Source organism: Candidatus Soleaferrea massiliensis AP7, from assembly GCF_000820765.1.
Classification (GTDB): domain Bacteria; phylum Bacillota; class Clostridia; order Oscillospirales; family Ruminococcaceae; genus Soleaferrea; species Soleaferrea massiliensis.
Genome location: NZ_CCYH01000018.1, coordinates 25,759 through 48,390, shown reverse-complemented (window position 1 = coordinate 48,390; position 22,632 = coordinate 25,759). Strand labels below are relative to the sequence as shown.

Below are 22,632 nucleotides of genomic sequence, written 5' to 3'. Positions count from 1 at the left end.
GCCCTCTCACCCTGCCGATTTGCGTTATGATACCAATGTTAACCGTTTAAGATCTGCAGCTTGATTCGAAGCAGGTCAAGCACGTTGACCCTGCCATTTTCGTCACGATCCGCCGCGGAGAAGAATACGCCGTCCAGATCGTCTTTGCCGAGAATCGCGGATTTCACATGAAGCAGGTCTTTGACGTTGACAAGACCGTCGCCGTCCGCGTCGCCCGGGAGCATAACGACGATTTCATCCAGGACCGCACCGTTTACAACCAGCTTGATGGTGCTGCCGGTGCCGACCTTCGCGTCGTCGCCCAGGAGATTTCCATCTTTGTCATAGACAGCGAGATTCTCACTCTCATTAGCAAAGTTCGCTTTGAACTGCGCAACCGTCTGTCCGGACGGATCGATGGTCACCACGCCATCCTTAATGGGAAGCTCGGTTTCCAGCTGTTCGTCATCCGAGCCGGAACCGATCTTGATCTTCAGAACGGCCGGCGTCCATTTGGAATTCGGATCGGCATTGGACACGCGGACCTCGAAGGATTTTCCTGCAAAGTCCTTGGTCAGTGAAACCACGCCGTTCTGATCGATCGAAACGCCGTTCAGATTTTCTCCGTTTACGATCTCCCATTTCTTTTCCTGATCCCCTACATTCGGAACCGGGATCTGATCCTGAACGGTGTGGATCGCGGTTGCGGACAATGGGATGGAAAGCGCGTCATCGCCGGCCGGCAGTTCCACATTGCTCGGTCCGTCGATTTTGTAGGTGATGTTCTTCGCTTCGGTGTTCATGGTATAGACGTTGAAGTCCTCAATGCTGACAGAGTCGGTGAGGTTTCCGCTGGAAAGCTCAAACACCGCATACTGCAGCGTGGTGCTGACGTAGTTCTTCTGGAGATCCTCCGCCTTCAGCACAACCTCTTCGCCGTTGTCGTCGGTGTACTTGACATAGACCGAGCACATATGGCCCTGCGATGTGCTGTTGACGGTATCGAGCATCCAAACCTCGTAGAAACGGTCGCGGTTCAGCGGTCCGCTCATCAGCGAGGTCAGCTTGTTGCCCGTAACGGCGTTGTTGGAGCCGGAAGACGTTACGCCCGCGCCGGAATACGAGATGCCGTTGTTGTTGAACACAACGCGGAAGACATCGGTCGCGTTGCGGCATTCTGCGTTTCCGTCACGGAAAGCGAGTTCAAACGGTCCCTCATCCGGACGAACCTTCGCATACATCACGACGGTCTTGTTCTCCAGTCCCTCGGCGTTGGCAGCTTCCAGGCCGACATAGGTGTCGCCGTGGACATAGCCGCCGGTTCCGGAATTCTGATGGAAATAAACCTTCTTGCCGGTTGTCTCATCCAGCAGGATCTTATCGCCGGTCTTGCCGTTTCCGGCGCTGATGCGGCGGTTCGGATAAAGGCCGACAAACGGCAGGTCTCCGCGGATTGCCGCGTCGGCGGGCTCGTTGTTGATATAGTAATAGTTGTTCTTTCCATCCACCGATACCCACTTCACGTCGCCCAAAGGCATGGTCTGGATATCGACCGGTTTGCCCCAGACATCCGGACGGTGGTAGTCGTCCGATTCGATCAGATGCAGCGATACGGTGTAATCCTGCACATCGCCCCAGGCGGATTCCGCCCGGATGGTTCCGATCAGCGTTTCTGGATCAAACTGTGTGATGCTCAAAGTGACACCTTGAATGGCATCCGCTGTAAGCTGCGGAATCGGATCAATGGCAAACCACTGCTCCGCGAAATCGCGGACCGACGGATGGAAGCTTTCTATCGGCTCGTCGTTCAGGTAGATCGCCGTGACAAAGTCCATATTGCGGTCGATGTTCACAACGTAGGTGACCACATCCTCGCCGAGTGTCGCGGTGATCACAACGCGCGGATCCTCAGAGGATGGTTTGCTGATATCGACGTTGACACCTTCGTAGGCGTCCACTGTGATGGTGGGATATTCTTCCCAGCCCTCAATGCGCTCGGTATATTCCTTGACTCTCTCGTCGAAGCCTTCCATCGGCTCGCCGTTGATGTAGATATTCTTGATAACCGGAGGTCCGGTGACCAGGTTCTTGCTGGAAGCCATCTCATCCATTTCCGGCGTGACCGGACGCAGCGTATAGGTGTAGGCATAGTCTCGATCCGGACGCACGATGAAATCGCTGTATGGGCCGGTGTTCCAGGTTTCACCGCCGACGCCCATCTGAATCTTGTTCAGGTTCAGCGTGATTTCCGACGGTTCCGGCAGAGCTTCCGGATGGAGCGGGCCGTCCCTCTTGCCGTAGTTATAGGTGGAGATATCATCCGCCGTGTAGTTCAGCGCGGAGAATTCCATGACGTCGTGGGAGATTGCCAGCAGGCCGTATCCCTCATCGTTGGTGAGCGATACCCAGCGCGTGTCGATGCGGTTGCCGGTTTCCTGCGGGCGCTGGCGTTTGACGAACATCTCATCGGTTGTCGTCTCATAGACGCCGACATGGGTGCCGGTATGACGGTCGATGTAGTTTTCATCCGGTCCTTCACCGTAGTATTTGACGTTGGAGTACTCAAGCGGAAGCTGTACGAAGCTGCCGACCACAGGAATGTTGTTCGCGTCGGCGCTTGGAGACAGTGTCTGGTCAACCGTCACGTCGCCGTTTCCATAGACGGTGTACACCATCGTGTAGTCGGACGGCGCCAGGGCGTTGCCCTGTGATTTGGACGGCAGAACCGCTTTCACGGCAATCCTGACCGTCTTGTCGTTGAGCCGGTCAACCGTTACGTTCATATCCTTTTTGTTCTTCCACACATCACGCCAAGCGCGTTCAAACAGGTTGCCCATAGAACCGCTGATGCTGGTGCCGTTGTCGTTGTCGACGACCGCGCGGTAGAAATTCGGTACCGGGCCGTTTTCAATCAGGGTCTTGCCGCCGACAGTATACTTGGAAATCTGTCCAGTCGTTTTGCTGATGGTGACGCTGAAATCCTGATTCTGCGGGGTTTTACCGGTGATTGTGACATCGGCTTCGGTTTCGTTGACACCGTCAAACTTATCGATATTGCTGATGCCAATGCCCCAGTACGGGGAATCGACCGGCAGCTCGAACTGTTGGAAGGAGGAAACATGGCCTTTTTCGGCCCAGTCCGGACGGTATTCGTCTTTATAGCTGAAGGTGAGGTTCAGATAATAATCGGTGTTCGCTTTCGGTTTCTCCGGAAGGAAAGCGCTGTAAGGGATGTTGATGACCTGATCGACGACCAGCGGGTCGATGTCCAGCGTCATCGTGTCGCTCGCCAGGACCTTTCCGTCCTCCATGAGTTCCCATTTCATATCATAGACATTGGCGTTGGTGAACAGCGCGTTGTTGCGGAAGGTGATGTCGCCCGCCATCAGCGCCTCGTCGTCCTTTACAGACATCTTGATATCCTGATAGCCCGCTTTGGTCTCCACCAGTGCCGGAGATGCGTCTCCGTTGGCCAGCACGATGCCGTTGACGCAGAAGTTTCCGCTCCGGCTCAGCGTGCCGAGGCTCAAGGTTTCATCCCAGTCCGCGCCGTAGCCGTAGAAGCCGTAGGAACCGTCGTCGGAAAGCGTCCAGACGCTCTGGTCCTTCCAGTCCCAGATCCAGCCGCCCTGCACGCGCGGGTTGCTCTCAAACGCGTCGATGTAAGCCGTGAGGCCGCCGCCCGCATTGCCCATTGCGTGTTCATACTCGCAGATCACACGGGGCTTGTTGTTGCCTGTATACGCTTTTGTTGAGGATGCGGACGGATACATCGTGGAATCCACGTCCGCCAGATCGTTGCTTCCCTGATAGTGGATTGGCCGGGTCGGGTCGTTCGCACGGATCCATTTCGCATTGTTCTTGTGGTTGTCGCCGCCGCCGGCTTCGTTGCCCAGAGAATACATCACGACGCTTGGCTCGTTCTTGTCGCGCAGCACGGTGTGCTTTGCGCGCTCAAGCATGGAGTTTGCCCAGAGCTTGTTGGTTGGGACGCCGTTGCTGCGGCCGTTGTGGCTTTCTACATTGAGTTCATCCAATACATAGATGCCGTATTTGTTGTAGAGCTCATACATATACGGATGATGCGGATAGTGCGAGGTACGCACGGAGTTTACATTGTACTCCTTCATCAGAAGAAGCTCCTGCATCATATCCTCGCGGGTCAGGGCTTTCGCATTCAGCGGGTTGGTCTCTCCGCGGTTGACGCCCTTGAAATAGATCGGCTCACCGTTGATGAAGACCCGTACAGGATCCGCCGAGGTGCCCGCGCCGGACATGTAGATTTCCCTGAAGCCGACCTTCTGGCCGACGGTCTCTACAACGTTTCCGTTCTCATCATACAGCGTGAAGACCGCGTCGTACAGGTTCGGATGCTCCGCCGACCACTTGTCCGGATTGGCGACGCGCTGAGACAGTTCGACGGTCTTTTCATCCTCGTGGCTCATCATCATGACCGCGTCGCTGACCGTGTTTTCAAAGACCGGCGTGCCGTCCTCTTTGTAAAGACTCATGCCGACCTTATAGCCTTCCACCGCGACGCCGTGGCGGTTGGTCAGTTTAAAGGAGACGTTCAGATCCGCGTCGGAGTTTTCCTGCTCGCCGATCAGATCGGTGACGACGGTAAAGTCCCTGATACCGGTCTTTGGGGATGCGGTCAGGAAGGTGTCGCGCAGAATGCCGGACACGTCGATCATATCCTGATTCTCCAGGAATCCGCCGGTCGTCCAGCGATAGACACGAACCGCAATCTTGTTGACCGCGCCGGGGATGATGTACGGCGTGATGTCGAATTCATCGGCGGTAAAGCTGTCCTCACCGTAGCCGACGGAATGTCCGTTGACCCAGACATACTGGCCCTGGCCAACGCCCATGAAGGACAGGATAACCTGCTTATCACCCCAGTCCGCCGGGATTTCAATTTCTCTGATGTAGGAACCGACCGGATTGATCTTGCCGCTGGCTTTTGTGCCTGCCGGAGCGTTTGCCACCGATCCGTTCGAGTAGCCTACGCCATGTCCGTAGATCTCCCACGGATACGGCTGGTTGTTGTAAACCGGCTTATCGCCGAGGACACCGGCAAATTTTCCGGCGACCTGCCACGCGGTCGGCACCGGCAGCTTGATCCAGTCGCCCTGATATTCATCTTCGCCCAGCTTAAACGCTGTGTTGACTTCATAGTTATAATCTGTTTGATAGAAGTCCGCCGGGACTTCATCGGTGTACATATCCAGGCAGAAATCCCATTCACCGTTCAGATCGATGAAGTTGGGGGAATTCCACATGGTGCTGTATGTTGTATTCTGACGTGCGCTCTCCTTGTCGTCAAACGGCGCAAAGATGGAACGCGCTTCCTCGCGGTTGATCTCCACGACCTCCGCTTCGTTCTGCCATTCATGTCCGTTGAACACCGGCTCCTCGATGACATTGTCGGTGATGGCACGGAACTTTCCGGAAACCTCTTTCAGATCAGCTGCCGCGGCGTCAATCACAACCTGGTTGATGGACGGGCTCGAAAGCGTTTCCTTCGCAGCCGTCAGTACCTCTTCCAGCGCCGCGATATCGATCTCGGTGTACTGTCCAACTTCGGTTCCGATATTTTCCTTTGCGGTATCCAGCTTTGCCTGCGCCTCTTTGATGGCCTTTTCAAGCTCCGCCGTATCGAATTCCCCGAATCCCTTTACATATACGAACTTCGCGTTGTCGACATGCGCGTCGGAGGTGTTGGAGCCGCCCGCACCGGTCGAACGGAAGCCGACTGTGGCTGTGCCGCCCGTTACTGCGACCTCTTCCATGACGAAGTTTTCATATGCGACACTGGAATCGGAGGTGGTTGGAACATTCAGTTCCTCATCATAATTTCCGCTTTTCGCATACATCTTCATTGTGGTGCCCCGGTTTGCGATCTCCGCTTCGAAACGGTAGATGCCGTCCGGGAGATTCTCCACGGTCTGGTAAACGCCGGCCTGGAATGCGCTGCCCGCCCAGAAGCTCAGCACGTTTCCGCCGGTGCTGCCCACATTTCTGGATTCCGTATAGGCAGCCCTGGATGTGGAGCCCTCTTCATGCGTCCAGCCTGTGATGGGGGCATCCCGGTCCGTGTTCGAGGTGTTCTCTGCACGGAAATTCCAGTTGACCAGCAGATTTTCTTCTGCTGCCAGACTGAAAGGAGCACTCAGCACGATGAGCACTGCCGCCAGAAAAACAGCCAAAAATCTTTTGGAATGATTTTTCATATCATCTTTTCCTCCTCTGTTTTAATCATAAGGTCCTTTTTCTTTGACGTATCTGTTTTTATGTCCTTTTTACATCCATCCTTGCGGTTTCTCGATAACCCCCGCACATATTGGATTCCTTTCCATACGCCGGCTGCGTCCACCTCCTTCTTCATAATTTCCACGAAATAAAATGAGCGCCGGCTCTTTGATGATACAAAAATGGCCAGTCTTTCCTGTCAATTTATAAAACAGAACCAAAAGCGTATGAAAAAATTATGAAAGAACTACCCATTTTATGATTCTAGTTTACATGAATACAAACAAAAATCATATGGATATTTTATTCGATTTTATGCACATTTATCTCTCATGCCGTGGTAAAGAGAATATCGCTCAGATAAATCGGATTTTATCGGCGCAGGTACATTGTTTATCACTCTTTCGGCGCGGCAGCCTGTAAAAAGAGCGCCGTCGGCTTCGATTTATTTCCTTTCCCCGTCTGTGCCGCATCATATGGAAATGCTGGTCATGACATGTCCATATGGTTGATTTCCAGATTAAAATGCCATCCCCCTTTTCACTGTACATCCATCGTTTGGCCGGCGAAATTTCCTGTTATCTCCATTTCATCGAAAGCTGCTCGATGGCGGGATTGATCTGGTACTGAAGCGGATAAAACATCCACTGCCCTCAAATCGCTTCCACACATTCTGCCAGCTTCGCATCGTTTCAAAAGACACATTGTATTGTTCAAAAAGTGTCTTCAGAATGAGGTTGCTTTTGTGTCTCAAATTAGATATAATATGATCAAGGTTTTTTGCACAGGTTCTTAAATTACAGGGAACTTCAGTGAGGAGAATGGATATGGAGCTAGAACAGACAGCGGCATCTATGCCGGATACCGGCATACCTGAAACGGTCGGTGCATACAGCAGCCTTTTGGAAGCTGCGGGAATTGGCATCGTTGGCTTTTTATTGGATGAGAATCTTTCCGTTCTCTGGGCCAACGATGCCTTTTATCGTCATACCGGATATTCCAAAGAAGAATACCACCGTTCTTTCGAGTCGCTCCGGCAGTATTACGTCGATGACCCGGATGAATTCGCATCCATCAAGGAGAGATTAGCAGGCATGCAGCCAGCCGGAGCTGGCGCCGGCCTGACTGTCCGCTTTCCGTTTAAAAACGGGGACCATTCCTGGGTCCGCATGTCATGCACCTCAAGCGGGCAGACCGAAAATGGATACACTGTGTGCAGCGCCGTCCTGACCGACGTCACAGACGAGGTGCGGCAGCGGAGCGCAGAAAAAGAAATGTGTGAAGAAAAGGCCCGCTACTTTGAGTGGATGATGGACGAATACGCGGGCAACATCTATATCTGTGACCTACAAAGCTACGAGCTGCTGTACCTGAACAAGACCGCCTTGGAGGCTCTTTACGAGCTCACCCATCTGACCCGCTCAGAAATCCTCGGGCGCAAATGCTATGAGATCATTCAGGGACGAACCTCTCCCTGTCCCTTCTGCACCAACAAGCTGCTCACCGAAGACGAATTTTATGAATGGGAATTCGACAATCCCAATCTGGGCCGGACGTTCATGATCAAAAACAGGATCGTCAACTGGAACGGGCACAAGGCCCGCATCGAGCTGTCCCACGACATGTACAGCCCGGAATACAAGCTCGCGAAAAAGGACCAGGAGCGGGACGCCATCATCCGGACCATACCCGGCGGGTTCGCGCGGGTGGATGCCCGGGATATGAGAACCGTTCTCTGGTACGGCGGGGGCTTCCTGCAGCTGATCGGATACACGCAGGGGCAGTTCGAAGCACAGCTCCATTCCCAGTGTACCTATGTACACCCGAATGATATGGATCGCGCGACCCGCATTATGCTGAACGCAAAGGAAATCGGCAAAGACACGGCTGTGGATGTCCGCATCATCACCCACGCAGGGAAAATCAAGATTTTGACGATGACCTTCAGTTATGTCAGCGCCGAGGAAAGCTGGGACGGCATTCCCTCCTTCTACAGCGTCGGCATCGATGTGACGAAGGAACGCAGAGAGCAGGAGCGGCAGCGCAAAGCGCTGGAAGAAGCCTACCAATCGGCACGGGTGGCAAGCCAGGCAAAGACCAACTTTTTGTCCTCCATGTCCCATGATATCCGAACGCCCATGAACGCGATCATGGGCATGACGGCCATCGCGAAGGCCAATCTGGATTCCCCGGAAAAGATGCGCAGCTGCCTGGAGAAAATCGACACCTCAAACCGGCACCTGCTCAGCTTGATCAACGAGGTACTGGATATGTCCAAAATAGAAAGCGGCAAAATCGACCTCACGCTCGGCCAGGTCAACCTGCCGAACCTCGTTCAAAACGTCACGGATATGTGCCGTCCCCTGATCGCGGAAAAACAGCAGCAATTCCAGATCAGCATCGGGAAGGTGCTGCACGAAAACGTGATCGCCGACGGGGACCGCCTGCAGCAGATTCTGATGAATCTGCTTTCCAACGCCATCAAGTACACCCCCGAGGGCGGGGACATCACGCTGAGAATCAATGAACTGTACTCTTCAACCCCCAGGCAAAGCCAGTATGAATTCATTTGCATCGACAACGGCATCGGAATTTCCAGTGAATTTATGCCCCGCCTTTTTGAACCGTTTGCCCGTGCCGAGGACCCCCGCATCAGCAAGCTGCAGGGAACAGGCCTCGGCATGGCCATAACGGAAAACATTGTGCGCATGATGAACGGCACCATCGATGTGCGCAGCAAGCTCGGGAAAGGAAGCCGGTTCACGGTATCCGTTCCATTGGAGATCTGCATAGATGAAGAGACAAGCAGTAGCGAATTGACCGGCAGGCCCGTGCTGGTGGTGGACGACGACCAAATCACCTGTGAAAACGCCACCGCGCTCCTGAATGAGCTGGGAATGCGGGGCTACTGGGTATTGTCGGGTATGGATGCGGTCGGCCGCATCGCCGCGGCCCATGAACAAAATGACGATTTCTTTGCCGTCATCCTGGATTGGAAGATGCCGGAGATGGACGGGCTGGAAACGGTCAAAGCCATTCGAAAGAGGCTGGGCGAGGATGTGCCGATCATCATCATCTCCGCCTATGACTATTCCGATATAGAAGAGGAGTTTCTGCGCGCGGGCGCCGACGCCTTCATCACAAAGCCGCTCTTCAAATCAAAAATGCTGCATGTCCTGCAGCTGTTCATCACCGCAGACAACGCAGAGACGGCAAATCCATCGGCAGAAGAAGCGCAGGCTGCTCTCTCTGCCAAAAGAGTGCTGCTGGCAGAGGACAACGACATCAACCGGGAGATTGCCGTCGAGCTGCTGCAGATGCAGAACATCGATGTGGACACCGTGGAGAACGGACAGCGTGCGGTCGAGGTGTTTAAGGCCTCCGCACCGGGAGATTACAGCGCCGTTCTGATGGACATCCAGATGCCGGTTATGAACGGGTACGACGCTGCCGCCGCCATCCGCGCGCTGAAGCGGGAGGACGCCGCGACAATCCCGATTCTGGCGCTGACGGCGGACGCCTTCGCCAGCGACGTGGCGAAGGCCCGCAGCGCCGGGATGAACGACCACATCGCCAAGCCGATTGAATTGAATCACCTGCTGGAAGCCCTGCAGAGATGGCTGGGTTAACCCTACATAACCGCGAAGAGCGGCGCCTAACAATTTTGTTGGGCGCCGCTCTTTTTTGGAATAAAGGCAGCTGAGAGACACAGCGCTTCCGTCATTTTTATGCATTCCGGGACAACCGCACCAATCCTCCATGCCTAAAAAGCATCATTTGCAATCAATGATAAGTATTTGACATTTTCCAAACTGGGATTAAAATAGATGCAGAACCCAATACAAACGCTGTTTGGTTGAGATTATAAAAGGAGCATAAGAAATGGAGAAAGAGATGTTAGCGGGAAAAGTCGCCGTGATCACCGGCGCAAGCTATGGCATGGGACAGACGATCGCGGAACTGTTTGCCGAAGAGGGCGCCTGTGTCGTCCTGACCGCGCGCGGACAGGAAAAGCTGGATGCGGTGGTGGAAGGCATCCGCGCCAAGGGAGGCCGGGCAATCGGCGTGGTCGCAGACGTCTGCTCCACGCAGGACACACAAAGAGTCTTCGCTGAGACACAAAAAGCGTTCGGCGGTCTGGATATCCTCATCAACAACGCCGGCATCGGCGAGCAGAAGTGCATCGATGAAACCGACGACGACTGGATGCTGTATGTGATGAACACCAACCTGGGCGGCCCGATGCGGTATATCCGGGAAGCGCTGAAGATCTTCCTGCCTAAAAATGAGGGCGTCATCGTCAACATCTCATCCGTTAACGGAACCCGCCCCTTCTGCGGCGCGGCCTACACCGCAACCAAGGGCGCGCTGAACACCCTGACGAAGAATGTCGCCATGCGCCTGATCGACACCGATATCCGCTGCAACGCCGTCGCGCCCGGCGCCACGGAGACGCCCGCCCATCTGTCCAACAGGGACGGCCGTCAGCCGGGAGGCGCGAAAATGCTGCAGCACAGCGGACATTTTGTGTATTTTCCCGGTCCCGAATGCGAGCCGGTCGATCAGGCATATGCCTGCCTGTACCTGGCCAGCAGGATGGGACGGCATGTGAAGGGGCAGGTCCTTCAGGTCTGCAACGGCGCATTTCTGTAAGTATCCCCGCCGCTGCGCACGCCCATGATATAAACATTTTGTAAAGATTCACACAGCTGCCCTTGACATGGAGTGAACTCCAAGGTGTATGGTACCAGCAGAGGTTTTTGCTTACAGTTCCCAGAACGACCATACCTGCCTGGAGAGCAGTTCAGTAACATCGGCAAAAACGAACGCACATACCGGATACATGAACAGGAGGAACAAACGAATATGTTAGGAAATTTCAGTTATTCAAATCCCACCAAACTCTATTTCGGCCAGAACGCCCTGCAATATCTGGGTGAGGAGCTTTCCCGCTATGGAAAAAACGTGATGCTGGTATACGGCGGAGGCTCCATCAAGAAGAACGGCATTTACGACAAGGTCGCCGCTGTCCTGAAGAGGAGCGGCAAAGTGATCATCGAAGACGCGGGGGTCATGCCGAATCCCACCGTCGATAAGCTCTACGAGGGTTGCAAACGCGCAAGGGAAGGTCAGGTTGACCTGATTCTGGCCGTCGGCGGCGGTTCCGTCTGCGACTATGCGAAGGCGGTTTCCGTCTCCGCGTACTGCGACGAGGATCCGTGGGATAAATATTACCTGCGCATGGAGGATGTCAGCAACAGAATCATTCCGGTCGGCTGCGTGCTGACCATGGTCGGCACCGGCTCGGAGATGAACGGCGGCGCCGTCATCACCAATCATAAAACGAAGCAGAAAATCGGCCATGTGTTCGGCGACAATGTCTTTCCGAAATTCTCGATCCTCAACCCCATCTTCACCTATACCCTGCCGAAGTACCAGATGACCGCCGGCTTCTTCGACATCATGTCCCACATCCTGGAGCAGTATTTTTCCGGTTCCGACGACAATACCAGCGACTACATCGCGGAAGGCCTGCTGAAATCGCTGATACACAGCTCCCGCATCGCGGTGAAGGATCCTGAAAATTATGAGGCCCGCAGCAACATCATGTGGATTGCCACCTGGGCGCTGAACACCCTGATTGCCAAGGGCAAGACCACCGACTGGATGGTGCATATGATCGGTCAGTCGGTCGGCGCATACACCGACGCCACCCACGGCATGACCTTATCCGCCGTCTCGATGGCATATTACCGGCATATCATGCCCTATGGCCTTCATAAATTCGTGCGGTATGCCGTCAATGTCTGGGATGTCAGCCCGGACGGCAAAACCGATGAAAACATCGCCAGGGAAGGCCTTGGCCGCATGGAAGCGTATATGAAAGAGCTGGGCCTTGAGATGCATCTCAGCGGCCTGGGCGTTACCGAGGATATGCTGGACGGGATCGCCAAAGGCTCCATCATCATGGACGGCGGCTACAAAGTGCCGTCGCAGGATGAGATCGTACAGATTCTCAGAGAAAGTATGTAATGATCAGCGGATGCAAATAAACCATTCCATAAAACAAACAGCCATCGGACAGATAACAATATCTGCTCGATGGCTGTTCCAGATGTTAAGGAAATTTTCATGCCACAAAATATAACTGCATTCTCCTGCCGCGCAGAGTCGGAAGACCATCTCCCGCTCCATTTTATTTCTTTATCTCAAAGGCCCTATGTTACAAAGGCGGACCGTGCAGGCCGCTTATTTTCTGAATATGTCGACCGCATGGCTCGTCACGCCCAGTAAATCCTCACGCTCACAGGTGGCAAAGTGATATTTCAAATACCATGCAAATTCATCCTGGTCCATCGCGTCCACCGCTTCACGCATGAAGAGAGCGCAGCCGTCCGCCGCGACATAGTGCAGCCGCGTTACGGGAAACACGGACATCAGACGGTCAATATCCTCCTTGCGGACAAGCTCGAACAGATCCTTCGGCTCGGATTTGGCGGCAAACGTTGCCGGGTCAAGCAAGCCCTTTTCAATATATTCCGGAACATTGATGTCGCCGCGGTGGAACCCTTCGTCCAGAAGACAGCCGTCGGATATGACGTACGCGGCAAAAATCACGCCTCCCTGCTTCGTCACACGAATCGCTTCGCGCAGGGCCTGCCGTTTATCCTCTTCGCTGTAAAGATGGTACAGCGGGCCCAACAGCAGCGTGATGTCGTACTGATTGTCCGGAAATGCGGACAGGTCCATCGCGTTGCCCTGCGTGACGGTGATCGTTTCACCCGGCTGCGTATTTTGACGGAAAACCTCGATATTGTGCTCGACCAGCTCCACCGCGTCAACGGCATATCCCTGACGAGCCAGCGCATGGGAATATCGTCCGGTTCCGGCGCCGATTTCCAGCACATGGTCGCCGGGTTTGATGTACTTCTCAATGTAACGCATCGTGGTGAGGAACTCAACCGAGCCATGCCTGGATGCAAGACGGCCATCCTCGTCATAATGGCTGTAAAGTTCAATCAGATATGGATTTGTTTCCATACTGCATATCCTCCCTACTCATTAAAAATATCTTCACAGTCCGTCTGCGGGGATACCTCTCCCGCATAAACCGTGGCGTTTTCCTCTATTTTGTATGATCTGCAGCCTGAAAATAAGGATTCCATATGGAGTCCCAGCCTGCCGCATCATCGAACTGCTTGGGATTCGCTGATCCTGCCGGCTCACACCGGTTCAGCGTCCAGCTGCCGCCGCAGGTGCTGCAGGAATTTTTCCGCGGCCTTCGAGAAGAACCGATACTTTTTCCACACGAGGTCCATTCCGATCTCCAGCCCGGGATACAGCGGCCGGAAACAAAGATTGCTGTCCCCCGTCGTGTTGATGAGCTTGTCAAGGGTCAACGCATATCCCATCCCTTCGTCCACCATGCGGGAACCGTTGTAGACGAGATTGTAGGTGGCCGTGATGTTCCATTGATCCCGCTCCAGCTTCATCCATTTTTCCAGCGGGCTGCCGCCCGTCGTCTGCCGTGAAATGATCAGCGGCTTGTCCCATAAATCCTGCGGCCTGATGGATTCCTTTTGTGCGAGCGGCGCATCCCTGCGCATCAAAACGCCCCACGTATCCTTCATCGGCAGCCGCAGATAATCGTATTTGGAGATATCGACCGGCTCCAGAAAAATGCCGAAATCCAAAAGCCCCTTATCAAGCTTTTCTGTGATGTCCATGCCGTCGCCGCTGGTGATATGGTAACGGATGTCCGGGTATTTCCGCTGCAGCGTCTTCGCGGCCCTGACAATGACGCGGATTGCATCCGTTTCGCCCGCTCCGATCGAAACGTCTCCGGCGACGATCTCACTGTCAAGCGCGATCTCTCTTTCCGTCTTGTTCACCAGCTCAACGATCTCCTCCGCCCTTTTCCGCAGCAGCATCCCCTCTTCCGTCAGGGATATTTTGCGACTGCCCCGGATCATGAGCTGTTTGCCCAGCTCGTCCTCCAAATCCTTCAGCTGCCTGGAAAGCGTCGGCTGTGTGAGGTGCAGGGACTCTGCCGCCCCCGAAATGGTCTGTTCTCTCGCCACTGCAAGAAAGTATTGCAGAACCCGCAGTTCCATGAACACACCCCCTTGTTTTTCCAGTGTAGCACACAGAATCATACTTGTCAAGCATATCAATCTATCCATTATAAGTATTTGCTATTTGTATTGGCGGGTATTACAATAATATCAAGACACAACCGGGAGGTATTCTCGATGAAAGAAACATACATCGTCATTTTGATGATAACACTGCTCACCCTGTCCTTTTTCGCCGCGGTCTGCGGCGGCACGGACTGAAACATCCGGTCTGGCACAGACCCTTGAAATGGGAAACTACAAACCACTCATAAAAATTTGATGTCAGGAGGAATCCCCATGAAACATTTGAAAGGCATTCTGGCGGCTGTATGTTCCCTCTGCATGCTGATCATGCTGGCAGGCTGCGTTCCAAAAGGAGCTGCTCAGAATGCATCCTCTTCTGTGGCTACGGGAAGCCATGATGACACAGCTTCGTTTGCGGCTGTGGAGAGCAGCGAAACGACATCCTCTTCCTCAGTCGAGGAAAGCAGAGAATCAGCGCCCCCTTCCTCGCAAAATGAAGAGCCGGAATCGCAGAATACAGCGGATGCCGGCACATCAGACGGCGAGATCCGCATCCGGCTTCTCTATGAGGGCGGTGAGACGATCGCTGTGCTGGAGGATAATCCCACGACGCAGAGCCTTCTCTCTCAGCTTCCGGCCACCGTAACTTTCGACGACTACGCCGGGTCAGAAAAAATCGCTTATTTTCCTCATGATTTGTCTGTACAGGACGCGCCGGACGGCTATGACCCCGCACGAGGCAATGTGGCCTGCTATGGTCCCTGGGGCAATCTGGTGTTCTATTACCAAGAAGCATCCTATGCGGATGGCATTATTTATATGGGCCGTGTAGAATCCGGTCTGGAAGAGCTTGCCTCCATGGGAGCCGGCTTTGAAGTCACGGTGGAACAGATCAGCTGAAACGGAGACGAAACAATGGAATACCATCTCCCCCCACTGACGGATATTGAAACAGGACGCCGGAGAAAACGGGCTTTCCATACGGGCGCCATGTGGATTTCCAGTCGCCCCCGGAGGACTGCCGCGGCAGTCAACAAAAAGGAGAGCACAGCGCCATCCCGGCTGCTGCATGGTACTGGAAAACAGCTCTGAACGGATATTTTTCCTGGCGGCGGATCGTTCTCTGCCAGAAAATTGCTTACTGAGTGATTCTCCGCAGAAGATATTCCGAGAAAACCGGCACAGAGCCATTGACTTCCAGGTTTAACAGGAGGGTTGGCTGATCAATCCGGTGGAAGACCCGTGAAACAGATGCTCTGGAGACTTTTTTGAATCCATGTAAATAAACTGATGACACGCACGCGGTCTTGTCCCTGTATTTTTGCGTTCACCCTTTTAATAAATGATTATATCCCATGTTTGTCCTTTACCGCTGCGTTCTTGTCCGCTTGGAGACGGTAAAGAACCATATAAAAACAGGCTGCCCGAAAGCAATGCTTTCGGGCACCTGTTTTATGGTTTCAGACAGACTTTCCCATGTTAAACACCGTTCTATCCATCCTTGTTTCCGTTTATGAATGAAACCGGCGGACGGTTTCAAGGAGCTTCTCCATATCCACCGGTTTGGAGAGGTACCCGTTCATGCCGCTGCGCATCGCCTTGTCGATATCCTCGCTGAACGCATTGGCCGACAGCCCGATAATCGGAACTGTCTTTGCCTGTAAAGCATTCATTTTACGAATCATCTGACTTGCCTCCAGACCGCCCATAACCGGCATCTGGATGTCCATCAGAATCAGCGTGTAGCCTTCCGGGCTGGCTGCGAACAGTTCCGCTGCCTCTTTGCCGTTGCACGCCCGCTTTACATGCGCGCCGTTTTCCTCTAAGATGACCGTCACAATCTCCGCGTTGATGTCATTGTCTTCAGCCAGCAGCACCCGGGCCGGTGCAAGATCATACATGTTCCCCTTTGCTTCTTTCTGCGGGGTATCCTGTAAATCTGCGTCCTGCGCGGGACGCCGCAGCCTAATGCGCACCGTAAACCGCGAGCCTTCGCCCGGCCTGCTGTTTACGGAGATTTCGCCGCCCATCATCTTCACAAAGCTGCTGCTGATCGCAAGGCCAAGTCCCGTGCCGCCATACTGCCGGTCCGTCTCCTGCTCGAAGGGTTCAAAGATGCGGGATTGGAACTCCTCGCTGATGCCGACGCCGGTATCCGTGACAAGGAATTCCAGTGAAAGCTCGTGATCATTTGCTTCCCTTTGAGAAACCTCCAGCGTCACCCGTCCGCCCGGCGGCGTAAACTTCAACGCGTTGGATACGATATTGACGAGGACCTGGCTGAGCCTTGTGTCGTCTCCAATCACGGTATACGACGCAAGACCGCCGCATGTTACCTGGAGATCCACGCCGCTGTCTTCCGCCTTTTGCTGAAACATACCGTATATCTGCTCAAGCATATCCTTCAGATGAAACACACGATATTCCAGTTCGATCTTACCGCTTTCAATCCGGGACATATCCAGAATATCATTGATCAAAGCCAGCAGATACTTCGACGACATCCCGATCTTCTGCAGGCAGCCGTCCACCCTGCCGCGGTCATCCGGATACATCTGGGCGATTTCAGTCATCCCGATAATGCCATTGAGAGGGGTTCGAATCTCATGGGACATGCGGGAAAGGAATTCACTTTTCGCTTCGCTTGCGTGCCGGGCCATATCCAGCGCCGCCTGCACCTTCTTCTGCCGGCGGCTGTAGATCCAAAAGAGCACAACAATGACGGCGAAACCGATGCACAGACAGATCAGTGTGTTTTTTGCGCGATTGACACTCGTTTCAGAATATTGTTCGGCGGCCGATACGGTACGGTTCGCAAGATCGAAATAGGACTCGCTGAGTTCGAAAAGCAGCTGGTCGTCCACCCCGCGGCGCACCCTTGTAATTTCATCCTTCAGTTCCTTCCAGGACTGATGCATCTGGGCAACCAGCTCCTGATACTGTGTATCCTCAAGAGCTGTCAGCCCATTCTCCCCTTCTCCGGTGGAAAGCTCCATAAGGATTTCATCCAGATAACCGATCAGCTTATCATTGGAAGACCCCTTCATCTCCTGCTTGATCAGCCGCTGCGTCGCCCCGCGGACAATGCCGGTGTAGTTGACGACCCGCGCGTTTCCCTGCATACGGATGATGGTCGTCAGGGATAGGATGCTGAACATGCAGAATAAAACGGTCAGCAGTACCGGGATACTCTTCTGCAGCCAATGTTTGATCTTCATGGATCGCGTTTCCACCTTCCAGTATTCTCTTTGCCCTGGCATTTACAGCCCCAGCACGCGGCCCAGGGTGATCCGCAGGACATCCACATCGATGGGCTTGGCCACATGCGCGTCCATCCCGGCGTCCAGGCAGGCCTGAACATCCTCGGCAAAGGCGTTGGCCGTCATCGCCACAATCGGGATGGTTCTGGCATCGGGCCGGTCCAGCTCACGGATGGCGCGGGTGGCCTCATAGCCTGTCATGTTCGGCATCTGGATATCCATCAGCACAGCGTCATAGGTTCCCGGCGGCGCCGTCTCAATGGCCTGGAGGGCCTGGACGCCGTCCGTTTTGACGACCGATTCGGCGCCGCTCATTGCCAGCAGCGCGCTGAGAAGCTCCGCATTGATCGGATGGTCCTCCGCAATCAGGAAGGTATATCCGGCAAATGGTTTATCCTTCGAGAAACCGGCATTTAAGGCTCCCTTTTCACAGACGCTTTCGACATGCTCCACCTGTTCGAACTCCAATTCGATCTGGAACGTGGAGCCCTCGTTTATCCGGCTCTCCACAGAGATGTCTCCCTGCATCAGCTCCACGAGTCCCTTGGTGATGCTCAGTCCCAGTCCCGTTCCCTCAATACGAAGAATCGTGTCCTCGCGGGCAAACGGTTCGAAGATATGATTCAGGAATTCTTCTGACATCCCGATTCCTGTATCGCATATGGTAAACCGGTAACGGACATGCCCTGTTTTCTCAACTGGCGCAACCTCTTCCACCTGAAACGCCACACGGCCGCCTTCCGGCGTGAACTTGACCGCGTTGGAGAGCAGGTTGATGAGGATCTGGTTGATGCGCAGGGAATCCCCATAGAAATATTCATGTACAATGTCTTTTTCCCGCATCTCAAACCGCAGTCCCGCAGCCTTTGCCTGTGGCTCTATGATCGCGGAAAGCTGTACGATGAGATCGGGAAGTGAGAGCGGACGCTGGCTCATGACAATTTTGGACCGTTCGATCCGGCTCATGTCCAGCACGTCGTTGATGAGGCTCAAGAGATGCTTGTTTGCCGCAGATATCTTCTTCAGGCAGTTTTCCACCCGCTCCCGGTCGTCCAGATAGGCCAGCGCCAGCGTCGTCATCCCCATGATGGCGTTCATCGGCGTGCGGATATCGTGGGACATGGATGTCAAAAACTCGCTCTTGGCCCGGCTTGCCTGTTCAGCGGCGGTCAGCGCCTCCTCCAGCGCCTTTTTCGCAGACCGTTCCGCCGCCAGCATATCGGTCACGTCCGCCCGCACAATGCAGACCGTCCCGTGGTTCTGGTCGCCCCACAGCACATTGACCTGCTTGTACAACAGGCTGCCGTCCTTCGCATGGTAAGGAAAGACGAAGTCATAGCCGGCCGGCTTTTCAGCCAGCCGCTGCAGGATGGTTTCCAGAAGGAATTGATGCTTCACACCTTCCGTATCTTCCTGTGTACCGTAACAGCCGACAAACTGCTGTGTCGCCTGGTCATAATCCTGCGTCTGATAGGGCGGCAGATTTTCCAGCACCATCTGCCGGGTATACATGGTAAAGCGCCCGCTGCCGGTATGGATAAACCCTGCCAGATCAAAGGTATAGGCGATCATATTGAGCAGGCCCTGCTGCTCCCGCACAGAGTCGGTGATGTCGGTGCAGGCCAGGCAGACCCGGCCCAGCCTCAGGTCCGCGGCGAAAACCGTCATGTTTTTGGTCCGGATATCGCCGTTTTCACCTATGGCCGAATAGGAAATGGTATAGGAGTTCTTTTCGTTCAGCTGCCTGCAGATCCCTTCCCGCGACAACGCCTGTTCATACCGCTCCCTGTCTCTTGGTACAACAGCCGATTGAACCATTCTGGCCAGCCTTTTGGAATAACAGCCCTGGCTTTCCGGAACCAGATACGCGTCATCACTGCTGCTCAGAACCCGGAAGAAATCCTCCTTCAGATTTAAATCCACGATATAGTCGTGGCTGCTGGCGGAAAGCTCGTGCAGAATCCGTTCGGAAATGGTCTGTTCGGTGATGTCCGTTACGGTCAGAATCCCGGTAATATCGCCGGTGTCCGGCGTTTCCACGAGATTCACCTTGAACTGGACATAGCATTCGCGGCCACTCTTTGGCAGCCTGATCAGACATTTCAGAATCTGCTCGGTGTCCTTCCTTGCAAACGCGGCAAGCGCCGGGGCGTTCAGATAGGTGTCCAGAAACGCCTGCCGCTCCGCTTCATCCACGACAAGGCCGGCAATCCCGGTGAAGAATTTCTCCCGGTCCCTGCCCAGTGTCTCCAGGAGCCTGGAATCCGTGTAATCCTTGATCTCCAGAATCCTGTTCTGTGTGATGTTGCAGTGGCCCACAATCAGGGTATCCGGCCCGGGCGTACGGTAATGCTGCAGGAGCATGCTTTCATACTGGCGCCGCAGCTGCTCGTTTTCCGCAACGGTTTTGCTGATATCGGTATACACGGAATAGAGTCTGCACACACCGTCCTCCGTGCACAGCATCGACACCACGCTTTTCACCCAGATATAGCCGCCGTCGCCCAGACGCATGCGGCCGGTCAGCTCGCAGTGTCCTTCGCCTCTTTCCAGATACTCAGCCAGACCTTTTTGAATTCCCTGTACATCATCCGGATGGACGCCGCCGCAGATGTCGTCCGCGTAGAGGGCTTCCACCTCTTCCATCGTCATATGGGTCATGGCGGCGACGCCGCCGGATATATACTCCATCTTTGTGCTGCCGTCGGACTCGATGCGGATCACGGAAATTCCGCCGGGGAGCGCTTCCACGATGGTTTTGAAGTACATCTCCAGGCGTTCCTTCTCATGGCGGGTGTTGACCTCGCCGGTGACGTCCCGGATGTATTGGATATATGACGGAATTCCATTCCAATCCGTCTCCCTGAAACGGGCGGTATAAAACCTGCCCGTCCCTTCTATCTCAAACTCATGGTCCTTTCCGTCCGGACCGTATTTTTTCAGCGTACAGAATTCACAGGGAGAGGTTCTGCCATGAAGCGCTTCATAGCATTTCTGCCCTGTACAGGGTTTCCCATCCATAAAAAGGTTTTTGGATTCGTTGGCATACAGCAGCTCATAGTTCTCTTTATCGATCACATAGATGCCGTCCGCCGTTTCATTGGCGATACTCTGGTACATGCGGCTCTGCTCAGACATACCGGAAAGGACGGCGTAGAAGCGCATGGATTCGGACAAGGGGCCCATACGCCGGCCATTGAGGTGAATCCAGCCCAGGGTGCCGTCCTTGCGGTGAACCCGGTAGGAAACATCCAGGACCTTGCCGCTTTTCAACGCCTCCCGGCCCACCTTCGCGATTCGCTCCCTGTCCGGCTCATAGATATAGTCTGTGATGCCCCGGCGGATATTCTCCTCGTATTCCTCACGGGTACGGCCTGTCAGGGCCGGAACCCCGTTGGAATAAAAGATCGGGATACCGCGGTCCCCTTCTATTTTGTAGCTCGCGATGCCTCCGGGAATCGAATTGACAAGATGATTCATCTCCATCTGGGCTTCCCTGAGCGCGGAGACATCGTGAAACACACAATGGAATAGGGGGCAGCCGCGATCCTCCCCGATCTGCTTCGCCTGGACGCGGACCCAGACGACATGCCCATCCCGGTGCTGCTTCCGGAACTCGAAATCCGCCACCGTTTGGGTTTTGATTGCCCTTTGAACCTGCTCAGCCACCATCGCGGTATCCTCCGGATAGATCAGCTGAGCCGCGTCCTGCTTGGCCAACTCTTTGTATTCTTCCACTGTATAGCCGGACAGCTCCGGAACACCGTCGGAAAAGTACACCGTTTCAAAGATATCCGAAATTCGGTAGATTGCAACGCCGCCCGGAATGGCGTTGATGACATCCTCCAGCTTCTCGCCGGCGTCGGTCAGCTCCTGTTCCAGACGCTTCTGCTCGCTGACGTCGCTGTACACGCCGTAAAGCAGCTTTTCACCGCCCTCACCGGTTCTGACTGAGCCCACCAGATTGATCCAGCGGTACTCCTCCCTTTTATCGTTGTACAGCCGGTAGGTGTCCTGCATCAGGCCGCCGTCCCGGATAACCGTTTCAATTTTTTGTTTCAACAGAGTCAAGTCGTCCGGATGGACGCCCAGAAAATCCGTTTCCTGCTCCACGCTGTGGATATGCTCTGAGGAGTACCCGGTGATCTCATAAAACGCCGGATTGTGGAAGATCGGAAGAATCTTTCCATTTTCGAACCGATAGACACACAGCCCGCAGGGAATGCTGCCAAGGGTGGTGTTCAGTTCCTCCTCGATTTTTTTATGCCGCTCTTCGTCCCGCTTTCTGTCGGTGATATCCAAAATGTATTCGATGTGAGCGGGCTGTCCGGCCCAGTCAATGAACTTTCCGCTGAGCTGGTAAACGCGCTGGTTGCCGGGATGACGAAATTCCCGGACCTTAAACTCATCTTTGCTCATCTTCCCGGCACGGCAGAACGGGCAGGGTTCGGAAAAGCCCGCAATCCTGTAGCAGACGGCGCCCGGCCGGTCAGACTCCGGGAACAGCTTTCTTGCCAGAGGGTTGGTATAGAGCAGCTTCTGGTCGCTGGCCGCGCTGACAAAGATGGCGACCGGCGCGTTGTCCAGCATCACAGTCATCTGGCTGATGGACAAAAAATCTTGTTCTGTCACGCCCGATCGCCTCCCTTCAAGCCTTCCCTCAGCCTGTCCGCTTTCTGGAACTCTATTTGAATAGCCTGGTACAGTGACGGATAATCTTCGTGCCGCTCTCCGGCACGAAGCGGCTCCACTATGGCATTGACCGCGTTGTACAGCGGGGTCAGTCCCATATTGCCCACAACGCCCTTCAGCGCATGGGCGGCCTCAAAGGCCGCGGACAGGTCGTTTGCCTCGAGTGCGGCGCCCAGCGCAGAAAGGCCCGTATCCCGAAACAGCATGTCCAGCAGTCTCATATACATCGCTTCATTCCCCATAAAGCGGTTCATGGTTGCCTGATAGTCCGCGCCGTATGCCTCGAAGAGCTCTTTAAATCCCTGCAC

General features: G+C 54.4%; 10 protein-coding genes. 4 read left to right on the top strand and 6 right to left on the bottom strand.

Going from position 1 to position 22,632, the window contains the following annotated elements:
* Window positions 1–38 precede the first annotated feature (38 nt).
* Window positions 39–6,212, bottom strand: coding sequence for a glycoside hydrolase family 2 TIM barrel-domain containing protein (locus BN348_RS03810; RefSeq protein ID WP_040196334.1), 6,174 nt, complete (start codon window positions 6,210–6,212; stop codon window positions 39–41).
* 846 nt (window positions 6,213–7,058) lie between these two features.
* On the opposite strand from BN348_RS03810, the gene BN348_RS03805 reads away from it, so the two are divergent.
* The 3 genes from BN348_RS03805 (at window position 7,059) to BN348_RS03795 (ending at window position 12,264) form a co-directional block, all read left to right on the top strand.
* Window positions 7,059–9,860: a PAS domain-containing hybrid sensor histidine kinase/response regulator gene (locus BN348_RS03805; RefSeq protein ID WP_242844300.1), complete on the top strand. Its 2,802-nt coding sequence runs from the start codon at window positions 7,059–7,061 to the stop codon at window positions 9,858–9,860.
* Window positions 9,861–10,113: 253 nt separating this feature from the next.
* Window positions 10,114–10,884 (top strand): SDR family NAD(P)-dependent oxidoreductase, encoded by a 771-nt coding sequence (locus BN348_RS03800; protein WP_040196333.1) that lies wholly within the window; start codon window positions 10,114–10,116, stop codon window positions 10,882–10,884.
* A gap of 213 nt (window positions 10,885–11,097) precedes the next feature.
* Window positions 11,098–12,264: an iron-containing alcohol dehydrogenase gene (locus BN348_RS03795; RefSeq protein WP_040196332.1), complete on the top strand. Its 1,167-nt coding sequence runs from the start codon at window positions 11,098–11,100 to the stop codon at window positions 12,262–12,264.
* A 216-nt stretch (window positions 12,265–12,480) separates the two neighbouring features.
* On the opposite strand, the gene BN348_RS03790 is transcribed toward BN348_RS03795, so the two are convergent.
* Together BN348_RS03790 and BN348_RS03785 are read right to left on the bottom strand one after the other, a co-directional pair.
* Window positions 12,481–13,272 (bottom strand): class I SAM-dependent methyltransferase, encoded by a 792-nt coding sequence (locus BN348_RS03790; protein ID WP_040196331.1) that lies wholly within the window; start codon window positions 13,270–13,272, stop codon window positions 12,481–12,483.
* Window positions 13,273–13,454: 182 nt separating this feature from the next.
* Entirely contained in the window at window positions 13,455–14,345 is an 891-nt protein-coding gene (locus tag BN348_RS03785) for a LysR family transcriptional regulator (RefSeq protein WP_040196330.1), read from the bottom strand.
* A 300-nt stretch (window positions 14,346–14,645) separates the two neighbouring features.
* Here BN348_RS03785 and BN348_RS13505 point away from each other — a divergent pair, with 300 nt between their 5' ends.
* Window positions 14,646–15,272, top strand: a complete 627-nt coding sequence (locus BN348_RS13505) for a cyclophilin-like fold protein (RefSeq protein ID WP_082020772.1) — start codon at window positions 14,646–14,648, stop codon at window positions 15,270–15,272.
* Window positions 15,273–15,883: 611 nt separating this feature from the next.
* Here BN348_RS13505 and BN348_RS03775 read toward each other — a convergent pair.
* From BN348_RS03775 to BN348_RS03765, 3 genes are read right to left on the bottom strand one after another with little or no spacing between them, the layout of a single operon-like run.
* A complete protein-coding gene (locus BN348_RS03775) occupies window positions 15,884–17,590 on the bottom strand; it encodes an ATP-binding protein (protein WP_040196329.1) in 1,707 nt (568 codons plus the stop codon).
* Window positions 17,591–17,632: 42 nt separating this feature from the next.
* Window positions 17,633–22,264, bottom strand: coding sequence for a hybrid sensor histidine kinase/response regulator (locus BN348_RS03770; RefSeq protein ID WP_242844299.1), 4,632 nt, complete (start codon window positions 22,262–22,264; stop codon window positions 17,633–17,635).
* A complete protein-coding gene (locus BN348_RS03765) occupies window positions 22,261–22,632 on the bottom strand; it encodes an Hpt domain-containing protein (RefSeq protein ID WP_040196328.1) in 372 nt (123 codons plus the stop codon). The genes BN348_RS03770 and BN348_RS03765 overlap by 4 nt, the downstream gene beginning before the upstream one ends.

Bases quoted from the DNA above. Each gene is read 5' to 3' on its own strand.
- BN348_RS03810 (WP_040196334.1), bottom strand. From the start codon at position 6,212: ATGAAAAATCATTCCAAAAGATTTTTGGCTGTTTTTCTGGCGGCAGTG.
- BN348_RS03805 (WP_242844300.1), top strand. From the start codon at position 7,059: ATGGAGCTAGAACAGACAGCGGCATCTATGCCGGATACCGGCATACCT.
- BN348_RS03800 (WP_040196333.1), top strand. From the start codon at position 10,114: ATGGAGAAAGAGATGTTAGCGGGAAAAGTCGCCGTGATCACCGGCGCA.
- BN348_RS03795 (WP_040196332.1), top strand. From the start codon at position 11,098: ATGTTAGGAAATTTCAGTTATTCAAATCCCACCAAACTCTATTTCGGC.
- BN348_RS03790 (WP_040196331.1), bottom strand. From the start codon at position 13,272: ATGGAAACAAATCCATATCTGATTGAACTTTACAGCCATTATGACGAG.
- BN348_RS03785 (WP_040196330.1), bottom strand. From the start codon at position 14,345: ATGGAACTGCGGGTTCTGCAATACTTTCTTGCAGTGGCGAGAGAACAG.
- BN348_RS13505 (WP_082020772.1), top strand. From the start codon at position 14,646: ATGAAACATTTGAAAGGCATTCTGGCGGCTGTATGTTCCCTCTGCATG.
- BN348_RS03775 (WP_040196329.1), bottom strand. From the start codon at position 17,590: ATGAAGATCAAACATTGGCTGCAGAAGAGTATCCCGGTACTGCTGACC.